The 13902-nt window shown below is 67.5% G+C and carries 11 protein-coding genes; 9 read left to right on the forward strand and 2 right to left on the reverse strand.

The window, feature by feature from the left end; translation table 11 throughout:
- Nucleotides 1-33: 33 nt before the first annotated feature.
- Nucleotides 34-4137: an ATP-dependent RNA helicase HrpA gene (hrpA, locus tag ABE422_RS08370; protein WP_346482791.1), complete on the reverse strand. Its 4104-nt coding sequence runs from the start codon at nt 4135-4137 to the stop codon at nt 34-36.
- 96 nt (nt 4138-4233) lie between these two features.
- On the opposite strand from hrpA, the gene ABE422_RS08375 reads away from it, so the two are divergent.
- The 6 genes from ABE422_RS08375 (at nt 4234) to ABE422_RS08400 (ending at nt 11293) form a co-directional block, all read left to right on the forward strand.
- Nucleotides 4234-4785, forward strand: coding sequence for a Dps family protein (locus ABE422_RS08375; protein ID WP_019185151.1), 552 nt, complete (start codon nt 4234-4236; stop codon nt 4783-4785).
- A gap of 619 nt (nt 4786-5404) precedes the next feature.
- The gene (gene recQ, locus ABE422_RS08380; protein WP_152151915.1) at nt 5405-7210 is read left to right on the forward strand and encodes a DNA helicase RecQ; all 1806 of its coding nucleotides are present in this window, start codon (nt 5405-5407) and stop codon (nt 7208-7210) included.
- A 94-nt stretch (nt 7211-7304) separates the two neighbouring features.
- Nucleotides 7305-7700: a CopL family metal-binding regulatory protein gene (locus ABE422_RS08385; RefSeq protein WP_346482792.1), complete on the forward strand. Its 396-nt coding sequence runs from the start codon at nt 7305-7307 to the stop codon at nt 7698-7700.
- A 104-nt stretch (nt 7701-7804) separates the two neighbouring features.
- On the forward strand, nt 7805-9598 hold the full coding sequence (locus tag ABE422_RS08390) for a copper resistance system multicopper oxidase (RefSeq protein WP_346482793.1): 1794 nt from the start codon (nt 7805-7807) through the stop codon (nt 9596-9598).
- Complete coding sequence (locus ABE422_RS08395; protein ID WP_346482794.1) at nt 9595-10680, forward strand: copper resistance protein B; 1086 nt, start codon at nt 9595-9597, stop codon at nt 10678-10680. Before ABE422_RS08390 ends, ABE422_RS08395 begins: the two co-directional genes overlap by 4 nt.
- A gap of 100 nt (nt 10681-10780) precedes the next feature.
- The gene (locus ABE422_RS08400; RefSeq protein WP_346482795.1) at nt 10781-11293 is read left to right on the forward strand and encodes a GNAT family N-acetyltransferase; all 513 of its coding nucleotides are present in this window, start codon (nt 10781-10783) and stop codon (nt 11291-11293) included.
- An 18-nt stretch (nt 11294-11311) separates the two neighbouring features.
- Here ABE422_RS08400 and ABE422_RS08405 read toward each other — a convergent pair whose 3' ends face one another.
- Nucleotides 11312-11608: a zf-TFIIB domain-containing protein gene (locus ABE422_RS08405; RefSeq protein ID WP_088432901.1), complete on the reverse strand. Its 297-nt coding sequence runs from the start codon at nt 11606-11608 to the stop codon at nt 11312-11314.
- A gap of 153 nt (nt 11609-11761) precedes the next feature.
- Between ABE422_RS08405 and ABE422_RS08410 the strand changes: the two genes are divergently transcribed.
- From ABE422_RS08410 to ABE422_RS08420, 3 genes are all read left to right on the forward strand, one after another.
- A complete protein-coding gene (locus ABE422_RS08410; protein WP_346482796.1) occupies nt 11762-12526 on the forward strand; it encodes a CPBP family intramembrane glutamic endopeptidase in 765 nt (254 codons plus the stop codon).
- 133 nt (nt 12527-12659) lie between these two features.
- On the forward strand, nt 12660-13058 hold the full coding sequence (locus tag ABE422_RS08415; protein ID WP_313210441.1) for a response regulator: 399 nt from the start codon (nt 12660-12662) through the stop codon (nt 13056-13058).
- Between the two features lie 159 nt (nt 13059-13217).
- Nucleotides 13218-13883 carry a DUF3011 domain-containing protein gene (locus tag ABE422_RS08420; protein ID WP_346482092.1) on the forward strand — a complete coding sequence of 222 codons (666 nt, stop codon included), beginning with the start codon at nt 13218-13220 and terminating at the stop codon, nt 13881-13883.
- The last annotated feature ends 19 nt before the right edge of the window (nt 13884-13902 follow it).

The following is a 13902-nucleotide window of genomic DNA, read 5'->3' on the forward strand; positions in this document are numbered from 1 at the left end:
ACCCGTGCCGACCTGGCACGGGTCACTGCCGGATCAAGGCTTCTGCAGCGCGGCCACGCGCTGGGCCAGCTTCTTGGCTGAAATCCCGGTCTTCGCGCCCAGCTCCTGGGCAAACAGCGAGACCCGCAACTCTTCCAGATCCCAGCGCAGGTCCTGCCACTGCGGCCGCTCCCGCAACCCGCGGGCCTCGGCCTGTGCCAACGCATCCACGAATGGCCGCAGCTCCAGCATCCGCGCCTGGTCGCGCGGCGGATCGCGCTTGGCACGCTCAGTGCGAAGGATCATTGCGCGCAGGTAGCGCGGCAGTTGCGCCAGGGCATCGGCCGGGGTCTCGCGCAGGAAGCCGGGATGGACCAACGCGGCCAGCTGCTGCTCCATGTCATCCAGATTGCCGCGTGCCCAGCCCATCAGCGGCGCTTCCAGCTGTGGTTTGAGCTCGGCCACATGGGCCAGGATGTTCTCGGCCAGCTTCAGGCGGGCCATCGCCTCGGCGAACAACGCCTTGCCCGCCTCCGCGCTGCGCTTGGCGAACGCGGCCGGGTCGCGGATATCACCCAGGCCATCGGCAAGCACCGCGTTCATCGCGGCATCGACCAGGTCGCCACGCAGGCGTTCCTGCGATTCGATCGCGGCATACAACAACCCGGTCTTGGGCGGCACCGGCAGCTGCTTGCGCGCCTGCTTGGCCTTGTCGGCCAGCGCAATCTCCAGCAATCGACGCACGCCGAGCGGATGCTGCTCCAGCGCCTCGTTGCGATCGGCGAAAATCTTCAACGCGGCGGTCTCGCCCTGGTCGACCAGCGCCGGATAGGCCGGCACGCCGGCTTCGCCAGGCACCTGCAGCGGGATCGGGCTGGCCGGGAAATCGCGCAACCCGTCGGCTGCCAGCGCACGCCCGGCGCGTGCGGCAAAGGCATCCCCGGCTTTGTCACCGAAGCGGGCGCGCAGTGCATCCAGATCGCGCGAGGTCGCCAGCACCTTGCCATCGGCATCGCGCAGCCGCAGGTTCATGCGCAGATGGGCGTCCAGCGCTGCGTCATCGAAATCGGTCGCGGCCAGCTTGGCACCGGTCGCACGCGACAGGAACCGCGCCAGCTCGCCACGGATGTCATCGGCGGTCGGCTCGGCAAACGCTTCGGCGAACGCGCGCCCGAAGTCCGGTGCCGGCACATAGTTGCGGCGCATCGCCTTGGGCAGGCTGCGGATCAGGGCCGCAGCCTTGTCGGCCACGAAGCCGGGCGCCAGCCACGACAACCGCGCCGGATCGAGCGCGTTGAGCAGGTGCAGCGGCACCTCCAACGTGACGCCATCTTCGTCGGCACCCGGCTCGAAGGTGTAATGCAGCGGCAGCCGTGCATCACCCAGCGGCAGATACGCGGGATACCGTTCGGCGTCGCTGCCCTCGCCCGGCAGCAGATCGGCCAGTGCCCACGACAGCGCGCGGCGTTTCTCCGGCGCCAGCGCCTTCCACCAGGTATCCAGGCCCATCGCCGAATGGATCTCGGCCGGAATCCGGTCCAGGTACCAGCGCGCCTGCCAGCCTTCATCGGCGACGATGCCGGCACGGCGCAGCTTGGCCTCCTCTTCGCGCGCCTGCTCCAGCACCTTGAGGTTGTCGGCGACGAAGCCGGCACGGGTGTTGATTTCGCCGGTCACCAGGGCCTGCCGCACGAAGATGTCGTGCGCCTCGCCCGGCGCGATGCGGCCGTAGTGCACCGGCTTCTTCGGGGCCAGCACCAGTCCGAACAGACTGATCTGCTCGGAGGCCAGCACCTGGCCCTGCGCGCGCGACCAATGCGGATCGAAGTGCTTGCGCAGCAGCAGGTGCGGCAGCTCGTTGATGACCCAGTCCGGCTCGATCGCCGCGTTGGTCAGGCCCCAGATTTTCTGGGTATCCAGCAAGGTCGCGGTGAGCAGCCACGGCGGCGGCCGCTTGGCCAGGGTCGAGCCCGGGAACGGCAGGAAGCGGCGCTGGCGCGGCGCCAGGAAATCGCCCTTGTCGCTGCGGTGGCCGATCTGCGTGGGCAGGCCGGCGATCAAGGCACGGTGCAGGGTCTGGTAGGCGGCTGCGCGCACTTTGTCGCTGAAGGCGTTGCGCGCCTCGGCATCGGCGCCCTTGACCGATGCCGGCGTGTTCTGGGCAGGCGCCGGCTCGGATTTCCCTTCGCGGGCCAGGCGTGCGGCACGGTGCTGCTGGCCGCGCGTCGCCTTGATCTTCGCCTCGTCATCGCGCGCCGGTGCAGGCGCGGACGAACCGGCCAGCAACGGTGCCAGGGAGGTCTCGGCCGCTTCTTCCGTCCAGCCCAGCTCCTCGCACAGCACGCGCAGCTGGCGATGCAGTTCGCGCCACTCGCGCATGCGCAGGAAGCCGAGGAAATGCCGCCCGCACCAGTCGCGCAGCTTGGACTGGGTCAGGTCTTCGTGAGCCTGGCGGTAGCCGTCCCACAGGCGCAGCACGCCGACGAACTCCGAGCGGCCATCGGCGAACAGCGCATGCGCGTTGTCGGCCGCGGCGCGCGCTTCCGGCGGGCGCTCGCGCGGGTCCTGGATGCCCAGGAACGAGGCGATCACCAGCATCGGCCGCAGGCAGCCCTGGGCCTGCGCGGCGACCAGCATGCGGGCCAGTTTCACGTCCACCGGCAGGCGCGCCATCTGGCGCCCGATCGGGGTCAGGCGGCGCTCGGCATCGACCGCACCCAGCTCACCCAGCTGCTGCCAGCCATCGGCGATGGCGCGCTCATCCGGTGCCTCCAGGAACGGGAAATCCTCGATCTTGCCCAGGCCCAGCTGCAGCATCCGCAGGATCACCCCGGACAGGCTGGAGCGGCGGATTTCCGGATCGGTGAATTCGGGGCGCGACTGGAAATCCGCTTCGGAATACAGCCGGTAGCAGATGCCTTCGGACACGCGGCCACAGCGGCCCTTGCGCTGGTTGGCGCTGGCCTGGGAGACCGCTTCGATGTGCAGCCGGTCCAGCTTCTGGCGCGGGCTGTAACGCTTGATGCGGGCGAAACCCGGGTCGATCACATAGCGGATGCGCGGCACCGTCAGCGATGTTTCGGCGACGTTGGTGGCCAGCACGATGCGCCGGTTGGCGCCGGGGTTGAACACCAGGTCCTGATCCTTGACCGACAGCCGCGCATAGAGCGGCAGCACGTCGGTGCCACGGTACTTGCGTCGTTCCAGGGACTGGTGCGCATCGCGGATTTCGCGCTCGCCCGGGAAGAACAGCAGGATGTCGCCACGCGGGTCGATCCGGGTGATTTCATCCACCGCCGCGACCACCGCATCATTGACGGTGCGCTCGCCATCGCGCCCACCGTCAGCCTCGCCGCCGCCCTCACCTTCCAGCGGCCGGTAACGCACCTCCACCGGGAACGTGCGGCCTTCCACGCTGATCACCGGGGCATCGTCGAAATGCTGGGCGAAGCGCGAGGTATCGATGGTCGCCGAGGTGACGATCAGTTTCAGATCGGGCCGCTTCTTCAGCAGCTGCTTCAGATAGCCCAGCAGGAAATCGATGTTGAGGCTGCGTTCGTGCGCCTCGTCGACGATGATCGTGTCGTAGTTGGACAGCCAGCGGTCACTGCTGATCTCGGCCAGCAGGATGCCGTCGGTCATGAATTTGATGCGGGTATCGTCACCGACGCGATCGGTGAAGCGCACCTGGTAGCCCACCGTGGTGCCCAGCTCGGACTGCAGTTCCTGCGCAACGCGGGTCGCCACTGCACGCGCGGCGATCCGTCGCGGCTGCGTGCAGCCGATCATGCCGGCGGTGCCACGGCCGGCGGCCAGGCACAGCTTGGGCAGCTGGGTGGTCTTGCCCGAGCCGGTTTCACCGGCGATCACCACGACCTGGTGGTCGCGGATCAGCGCGGTGATGGCCTCGGCTTCACGCGCAATCGGCAGTTGCTCGTCCAGAGTGATGGTCGGCTGATTCAGCGCACGCGCTTCACGGCGCTGCACGGACGCCTGCAAGGCCTGCTCGAACGCCGCCGCCAGCCCCGTATCCGCCGGTTTGGCCCGCCAACGCGAGAGCATCCCCAGCAAACGACCGCGGTCGCGGCTCATGGCCCCGTTGATGGCGGCCTGCTGCTGGGCCAGGCGTGCTGCATGTGGTTTTTCGATAGCGCTCATCAATCGATTCGTTTAGAACTTTTGTTTACTACTGAAAGGGTAGTCTGATCTATTGTGAAGGCCATCCGATTCATCCCATCCATAAGGAGTTCTCCCATGGCGAAGACGACCAAGACCCCGGCAAAGCCCAAGACTGCCAAGCAGAAGCTCGGCGCGGCGGCCCCGTCGGCCCCGAACATCGATATCGGGATCAAGGAGGGCGATCGCAAGAAGATCGCCGATGGACTGTCGGCCTTCCAGGCCGATGCGTTCACGCTCTACCTGAAGACCCACAACTTCCATTGGAACGTGACCGGGTCGATGTTCAACTCGCTGCACACCATGTTCGAGACCCAGTACACCGAACAGTGGGCGGCCCTGGATGACGTGGCCGAACGCATCCGTGCACTGGGCTTCAATGCCCCGGGCTCGTACCGCGAGTTCGCGGCCCTGACCTCGATCGCCGAGGAGCCGGGCCTGACCGACAGCGCGGACTGGCGTGAAATGGTACGCCAGTTGGTCACCGCCAACGAGGCGGTGTGCCGTACGGCGCGCAAAGTGCTGGACGTGGCAGACGATGCGGACGACGCACCGACCGAGGATCTGATGACCCAGCGTCTGCAGACCCACGAAAAGTACGCCTGGATGCTGCGTTCGCTGCTGCAGTAAGGATTTGTTTTTTGGCGGGCTTGGCTGACTGACGGCAAAGGCAGAGGCAACGGCTTTGGCTGACAGGCACCTCCGTGTTGGCGAGCGGGGGCCAGGCCCTGCCGGGACGCGCCGTAAACCCATCCTTGGGGGCTCGACGTGCGCCATCCATGGCGCACTACGGTCCCGTCAGGGCCTGGCCCCCACTCGCCAGACAGATCTGGATGGACGGTTGGGCAAGCCAGAGCGGCCTCTTCGGCAAGCGGTAACAGGCCTCAGGCCACAGGTGTAAGGCAAGTAACAGCAGACAGGCGCCGATTGGCGCCTGTCTGCGTTTGACTGGCTCTCGACTGGCTCTCCTTTGAAGACCAGCCAAGTGTCGACGGCGCGGTGTGGGTGGGTCTGCAGGACCGTTGTGCGCCATGGATGGCGCACATCGAGCCCCCATGGACGGGTTCACGGCGGGTCCAGCAGACCCACCCACACCGCGCCAACCCCGTAGGAGGCCACGCCCGGCGCTTTGCGCCTTCAGCTCTGGCTCTGGCTCCCGCTCCGGCTTTGGCTCCGGCCTCGGCTTTCCTACACACCGATCCGGCATCCGAGGACACGGCCCGTAGCCTTGGCAAGGTAAACTAGCGCGATGTCTTCCCGCCCCGCGCACGACCTGCTCAGCCGCATCTTTGGTTACGACGAATTCCGCGGTCCGCAGCAGGCGATCGTCGAGCATGTCGCCGCCGGCAATGACGCGCTCGTCCTCATGCCCACCGGCGGCGGCAAATCGCTCTGCTACCAGGTCCCCTCCCTGCTCCGCGACGGCACCGGCATCGTCATCTCGCCGCTGATCGCCCTCATGCAGGACCAGGTCGAAGCCCTGCGCCAGCTCGGCGTGCGCGCCGAATACCTCAACTCCACCCTCGATGGCGAAACCGCCGCCCGCGTCGAGCGCGAACTGCTCGCTGGCGAACTGGACATGCTCTACGTCGCCCCCGAGCGACTGCTGACCGGCCGCTTCCTCTCGCTGCTCTCGCGCAGCCGGATCGCCCTGTTCGCCATCGACGAAGCCCATTGCGTCTCGCAGTGGGGCCACGACTTCCGTCCTGAATACCGCCAGCTCACCGTCCTGCACGAGCGCTGGCCCGACGTCCCGCGCATCGCGCTGACCGCCACCGCCGATCCGCCGACCCAGCGCGAAATCGCCGAACGCCTGGACCTGACCAACGCCCAGCACTTCGTCAGCTCCTTCGACCGTCCCAACATCCGCTACACCGTCGTCCAGAAAGACAACGCCAAGCGCCAGCTGCTGGACTTTCTCAAGGTCCACCGCCAGGAAGCCGGCATTGTCTACTGCATGTCACGGCGCAAGGTGGAAGAAACCGCCGAGTTCCTGTGCAAGGAGGGCATGAACGCCCTGCCCTACCACGCAGGCCTGCCCGCCGAGGTACGCGCCGCCAACCAGCGCCGCTTCCTGCGCGAGGATGGCATCGTCATGTGCGCCACCATCGCCTTCGGCATGGGCATCGATAAGCCGGACGTGCGCTTCGTCGCGCATACCGATCTGCCCAAATCGATGGAAGGGTATTACCAGGAAACCGGCCGCGCGGGGCGCGACGGCGAGCCTGCCGAAGCCTGGCTCTGCTATGGGCTCGGCGATGTCGTGCTGCTCAAGCAGATGATCGAACAGTCCGAAGCCGGCGAAGACCGCAAAACGCTCGAACGGTCCAAACTCGATCACCTGCTCGGCTACTGCGAATCCATGCAGTGCCGCCGTCAGGTCCTGCTGGCCGGGTTCGGGGAAACCTATCCCCAGCCCTGCGGCAACTGCGACAACTGCCTGCTGCCACCGGATGCCTGGGATGCCAGCGTTGCCGCCCAGAAGGCGCTGAGCTGCGTCTACCGCAGCGGGCAGCGCTTCGGTGTCGGCCATCTGATCGACATCCTGCGCGGCGGCGACAACGAGAAGGTGCGCCAGTTCGGACACACCGAATTGAGCACCTACGGCATCGGCAAGGATCTCGACGCCCGCAGCTGGCGCAGCGTGTTCCGCCAGCTGGTCGCCTCCAGCCTGCTCGAGGTGGACAGCAGCGCCTACGGTGGGCTGCGCCTGACCGATGGCAGCCGCGAGGTGCTCAAGGGCCAGCGCAAGGTCATGATGCGCCGCGAGACACCCAAGGCCGCCCGCGAGCGCGACCGCAGCGGCCAGCGCACCGGCCTGTCGGTGCTGCCGCAGGACCTGGCCCTGTTCAATGCCCTGCGCGGCCTGCGTGCCGAACTCGCGCGCGAGCAGAACGTGCCGGCCTTCGTGATCTTCCACGACAGCACCCTGCGCAATATCGCCGAACAGCGCCCCACCAGCGTCGACGCGCTGGGCCGGGTCGGTGGCATCGGCGGCACCAAGCTGGCCCGCTACGGCGACCGCCTGGTCGAGATCGTGCGCGAGGAAGGCTGATGCCCCGGCCTGTTCAGGCAGACCCGGCTCCAGAGTTGAACCCTGCGTTCAGCCACAGGTGCGGCCGCCAGGGTTTGGCAGTAAGGTGAGCCCCATGTCCGCCAGTGGCCTGCTCCTGCGAGTCGTCCTGATGCTCAGCCTGTTGCTCAATGGGCTGAACGTGGCCATGGCCGGCCCGATGGCATTGGCCCTGGCCGAGCCGGCCGTGCCCAGCAGTGCCGCACCGCCCTGCCATGGCGACGCGCCCGCCGCCGCCGCGCATGATCACCCTGCCATGGCCGCCGCCACGACCGGCGTGCAGGCACCGCATGATGGCGACCACTGCAAGATCAAGGACTGCCTGCGCAGCTGCGCCCAGCAACCCAGCCTGACCGTCCAGGTCGCCTGGTTGGCGACCCCGCCGCCGGTGTCGATGTCGCCGCTGAACACCGTGCATCCCAGCCTGCCGACACCGCCGCTGGACCGCATCACCCGCCCTCCGATCGCCTGATCCGCCGCGCTCTGCGAGCGCCTGCCTGATGCTCTGCGCGCATGCCCCGGTGTGCGTGCGTTGACGGCACTGCGTGTGCCATTCGAATCAGATCCGGAGTTGCAATGTCTTTCCCCAAACCACCCGGCACGGGCACCCCGCCCATGCCGTCGCGCCGCTTGTTCGTCCAGGGCGTGGCTGCCGGCGGCGTGGTCGCCGGCCTGGCCGCCACGAGTCTGAGCCCGCGTGCGTTCGCCGCCGCCGGCCCCGGCCTTGCCGGTGCCCCACAGGTGCTCAGCAGCCATGATGTACAGCTGAGCATCGGCGAATCGCTGGCCAATTTCACCGGCCGCACCCGCCCGGCGATCACTGTCAACGGCAGCCTGCCCGCACCGATCCTGCGATGGCGCGAAGGCCAGACGGTCAACATCCGGGTCGCCAATACGCTGCAGGGCCACCCCACCTCCATCCACTGGCACGGTCTGCTGCTGCCGGCCAACATGGATGGCGTGCCCGGCCTGAGCTTCAACGGCATCGCCCCGGGCGAGGCCTACCAGTACCGCTTCACCCTCAAGCAGTCGGGCACGTACTGGTATCACAGCCATTCCCTGTTCCAGGAACAGGCCGGCCTTTACGGCGCGCTGATCATCGACCCGCTCGAACCGGCGCCGTATCACGCCGACCGCGAGCACGTGATCCTGCTCTCGGACTGGACCGACCTGGACCCCGGCGCGCTGTTCCGGCGCATGAAGAAGCTCGCCGAGCACGACAACTACTACAAGCGCACCCTGCCCGACTTCCTGCGCGATGTACGCAAGGACGGCTGGGCCGCGGCCACCGCCGACCGCGGCATGTGGGGCCGGATGCGGATGACGCCAACCGACATCTCCGACATCAACGCCCACACCTATACCTACCTGCTCAACGGCACCGCGCCGGCCGGCAACTGGACCGGGCTGTTCCGCAGCGGCGAGAAGGTGCTGCTGCGCTTCATCAACGGCGGCTCGATGACCTATTTCGACGTGCGCATCCCGGGCCTGAAGATGACCGTGGTCGCCGCCGATGGCCAGTACATCCACCCGGTCAGCATCGATGAATTCCGCATCGCCCCGGCCGAGACTTTCGATGTGATCGTCGAACCCAGCGGCCAGGACGCGTACACCATCTTCTGCCAGGACATGGGCCGCACCGGCTATGCCGCCGGCACGCTGGCGGTGCGCCACGGCCTGCAGGCGCCGATCCCCGCGCGCGACCCGCGCCCGCTGCTGACCATGAGTGACATGGGCCACGACATGGGCCATGCCTCCAACGGGATGGCGGGCCACGACATGAAGGGCATGGAAGGCGGCTGCGGTGCCAGTATGGGCCACGGTGCACACGGCACCGATCCCAAAGCGCCGCGTCACCCGGCCAGCGAGCAAGGCAACCCGCTGGTGGACATGCAGAGCATGGCGACCGAGCCGAAACTGGATGACCCCGGCATCGGCCTGCGCGACAACGGTCGCAACGTGCTCACCTACGGCGCGATGCGCAGCCTGTTCGACGATCCCGATGGGCGTGATCCCGGCCGCGAGGTCGAGCTGCACCTGACCGGCCACATGGAGAAATTCAGCTGGTCCTTCGACGGCATTCCCTTCGCCAGCGCCGAACCGCTGCGCCTGAACTACGGAGAGCGCATGCGCATCGTGCTGGTCAACGACACGATGATGCAGCACCCGATCCATCTGCACGGCGTGTGGAGCGATCTGGAAAACGCGGACGGCGAGTTCCACCTGCGCAAGCACACCGTCGACATGCCGCCCGGCACCCGCCGCACCTACCGCGTCCGTGCCGACGCCCTTGGCCGATGGGCGTACCACTGCCACCTGCTGTACCACATGGAAGCGGGCATGATGCGCGAAGTGAGGATCGAAGAATGAGCCGCTCTCCTTTCATCGCCACATCGGCCTTGAGCACCGCCCTGCTGCTGGCATTGTCGGCACCGGCGTGGGCGCAGTCGCATGCCGGCCATGCCAGCCATGCCACGACACCGACCCCGACCGACGCGCCACCGGCAGATGGCGGCAACGTCGATCACAGCCAGATGGATCATTCGAAGATGGACCACGGTAGCGTCGACCACGCCCAGATGGATCATTCGACGATGGACCACGGCAGCACTGATCACAGCCAGATGGACCATTCGACGATGGACCACGGCACGATCGATCACGGCGAGATGGACCATTCGAAGATGGACCACGCCGCGATGGGGCATGGCACGCCGAAGCCGCCTGCCCCTACCGAACCGCTCGAACCGATTCCTGTCGTGACCGCCGCCGACCGCCTCGCCGCGTTCCCGCCGATCGACCACGGCGCGATGGAGCATGCGCCGGAGATCCACAGCATGCTGCTGGTCAACCGCCTCGAACACTGGGACGGTCAGCACGGTACCGGCCAGGCGTGGGAGGCCAGCGGCTGGGTCGGCGGCAACATCCACCGGCTGTGGCTGCGCAGCGAAGGCGAGCGCAGTGACGGCCGCACCGGATCGGCCGATCTGGAAGTGATGTACGGCCGCAGCGTGTCGCCGTGGTGGGACGTACTGGTCGGCGTGAAACAGGATTTCCGCCCGGCCGATTCACGCACCTGGGCGGCGTTCGGCATCCAGGGCTTGGCGCCGTACAAATTCGAGACCTCGGCCACGGCCTATGTCGGCGAAGGCGGCCAGGTCGCGGCCACGGTGGAAGTGGAGTACGAGCTGCTGCTGACCAACCGCCTGATCCTGCAGCCGCTGGTGGAAGCCCGTTTCTCGGCCAAGGACGAACCGGAGTATGGCAACGGTTCGGGACTCAACAAGGTCGAGGCCGGGCTGCGCCTGCGCTACGAGTTCAGCCGCCGCTTCGCGCCTTACATCGGCATCAGCCACGAGCGGCTGTTCGGCGATACCGCTGATTACCACGAGGCGGCCGGCGAGCGCGCGCGCGATACCCGCTGGGTGGCGGGCGTGCGGGTCTGGTTCTGATCCAGCCGCGATGACAGGTTCCGGGTACCGACGTACCCGGAACCACGGCCGACCCCAGGCGATGGCGTAAGCTGCCGGCCCCACCTGCCTGCCTTGCGCCATGATGTTGACCCTCCGCCGTGCCACCGTTGCCGATGCCGATGCGCTCTCGGCGATCGCCATCGCCACCTACACCGAAACCTTCGGCGATTCCTACCCGCCGCAGGACCTGCACGCGTTCCTGCACAGGCACTATTCGGTCCAGCCGCAGCGTCACGAACTCGCCGATCCACGCAACGCGGCGTGGCTGCTGGAAGACGGGGAACATGTGGTGGGTTATCTCGCCGCAGGGCCCAACAGCCTGCCGCATGCCGAGGCCAGCGAGGGCGATATCGAGCTCAAACGCCTGTACCTGCTCGCCAGTCACCAGCGTGGCGGCCACGGCGCGCGCCTGATGGACGCCTTCCTGGCGTGGCTCGATCAGCCACAGCGGCGCACGCTGTGGATCGGCGTGTGGTCCGAGAACCTGGGTGCGCAGCGCTTCTATGCGCGCTATGGCTGCAGCAAGGTGGGCGAATACGATTTCCCGGTCGGCGACAGCGTCGACCGGGAATTCATCCTGCGCCGCGCCTGAGCGCAGCGCAGGCGTGCATCAGAAGTCGAACAGGTCCGACAGGAAGCTCTCTTTCTTTTTCTTGCGGTAGCCCTGCTGGTCACCGTACTGCTGCTGGCCCAGGTGGCGGGTATCACGGTGCTGCACGGCAGCCGGCGGCGGCGGTGCGGCCGCGCGCACCGGCGCGGGGGCGGCGGCACCGGCCGAGCGCTCGATGATCTTGTCCAGCTCGCCTCGGTCCAGCCACACGCCACGGCACTGCGGGCAGTAGTCGATCTCGATGCCTTGGCGCTCGGACATCTGCAGCGCTTGGGTTTTGCATACGGGGCATTGCATGGGCGGTAATCCAAGGGGCAAAGCCGCACTCTAGCCGGTCATACCTGACCGTGGTGCAACGCGGCCATGACCGATGGCCCCCCGACCTATGCCCCATGCTGCTGGCGAGGGAATCACGAACAATCCACGCCGTCCCTGGATATGGAGCGTCCCATGCCGTCCCTCCGCCTGCCCACCTGGCTGTCCGCCTTCGTGGTGGTGCTGACCCTGGCCGTGTCGATCAATCTGCGCGACCTCGCCGCGTGGCTGGGCACGCCGATTCCGAAGCTGCCGATCCCCTATGGCGGCGCCATCCTCGACAACGGCCTGGGCGTGCTGCTGGTGCTGGCCGTGGCTGCGCTGCTGCTGCGCCCCGGGCAACGCCTGCACGCACTGCTTGGGTTGCGCTGGAATGGCTGGCAGGGCCCGGCACTGGCCCTGCTGGCGACCCTGCCGTGCTGGCTCGGCCTGTGGTGGCTGGGCGGGGTGAATCCCACCCAGGATGTCCTCGCACTGCTGATGCTCGGCGTGCTGTTCCCGTTCGCCGAGGAAATCATCTTCCGTGGCTTCGGCTTCATCTTCGCCCATCGCCAGCAGCGCTGGCCGTGGCTGGCCGCCGCGCTGGTGCAGGCGGTGATCTTCGGTGCGATCCACTGGTGGTCGTTCGGCGGCGGCGGGGGCATGGCGCTGCAGGTGCTCGCCATCACCGGCATCGGCGGGCTGGTATTCGCCTGGCTGAACACCCTGGACGACTACACCCTGTGGAGCGGGCTGGCCCTGCACGTCTCGCTCAACCTGGCCTGGAACGTCTTCGTGATCAGCGAGGCCACCGCGGTCGGCTGGCCGGCGACAGTGCTGCGCCTGTCGGCGGCGGGGTTGGCGGTCGGGCTGGTGTGGGCCTGGCACCGTGGACGCCGGCGGTCGGCGGCCGTTGCCTGAGCGCCGTGGGCGCTACGGGCGGTACGATCCCGCCCTCGATTCACCCGGCATTTGGTCGCCGTCGACGGTCTCCTCACCGGCGGCCCGCGATACTTGCGCGCCCCTCTCCGGGGGTAAGCAGGAACCACGCTCCATGTTGTTGTCCAAGCACCATCCCGAACCACGCGTGCTGTTGATCGAAGACACCGAAGACACCCGCGAACTGAGCCGCATGGCGCTGGAAAGCCAGGCCTGCGAAGTCGTGGCGGTCAGTTCCGCCGAAGCCGCGCTGGGCCTGCTGCAGGCCGGCGAACGCTTCGACCTGGTGTTCACCGATGTCTGCCTGGGCGCGGTGAGTGGCATCGAGGCGGCGCATCGGGTCAAGCAGGAACAGCCCGGGCTGCCGGTGCTGGTCACCTCGGGCCTGGAGCCCTCCGTGGTGCTGCCTCAGCTCGGCCCGGGCATGCATTTCCTGCCCAAGCCTTACAGCATGAGCGAGCTGCTCGACGCGATCCGTGCCTGCTTCCAGCACCCGCTGGCGGCCTGCGCCTGAGGCGAGTCATCTGCGGCGCCCGGCGACCGTCCGGGCGCGCAGCTCGTTGATCTTCATCCGGATTTCATGTGCGCGTGGCCATCGTCGGTGCCAGGGAACGGGGGTTTCCCGCTTCCCATACGATGCGACGCGCTCCTTTTCCCTTCCGGAATCGACGACATGCTCTTCCGTATGCTGCTGGCCACGCCCCTGCTGTTGATGCTGCCGTTGGGAGACGCGCGCGCGGATGACTTCGTCACCTGCGAGAGCCGCGACAACCGCTATCAATCCTGCGCCCTGCCCCGCGCGGGCTACGTCACCCTGGACCGCAAACTGTCCGGTGCAGACTGCCGCCAGGGCCGCAACTGGGACTACGACCGCCGCGAGGTGTGGGTCGACGATGGCTGCCGCGCCTCGTTCCGGGTGCACGGCGGCAGCGACCGCGATGACCGCCATGACGATGACAACCACGACGCCAAGGTCGCCGCCGGCGTATTGATCGGCGCGGCGATTCTCGGCGCGTTGGCCCACAACGCCAACAAGGATGACGCGCGCTACGACGACGAGAACTACCAGGGCGCCCGCCACACGTCCTATGTGCCCGACTGGATGGTCGGCGAGTTCGAGGGCTACAACCCGAGCTTCAACGCCGACATCCGCATGCGCATCGACAGCGACGGCCGCATGAGCGCACAGACGCGTGGGCAGTCGTTGAACGGCTGGGTCAATGGCGGCCAGCTCAACGTCGGCAGCAACGTGTTCGACATCAGCCAGAGCCGCGACGGCTTCGTCACCACCGAAGTGGGCGACCGGCAGAACGAGGTGCGCTACCGCCGCGTGCGCTGAGCAACGCGGCGGTGGCCGC

It is taken from the genome of Stenotrophomonas sp. TWI1151, from assembly GCF_039673135.1.
In the GTDB taxonomy this organism is placed as follows: domain Bacteria; phylum Pseudomonadota; class Gammaproteobacteria; order Xanthomonadales; family Xanthomonadaceae; genus Stenotrophomonas.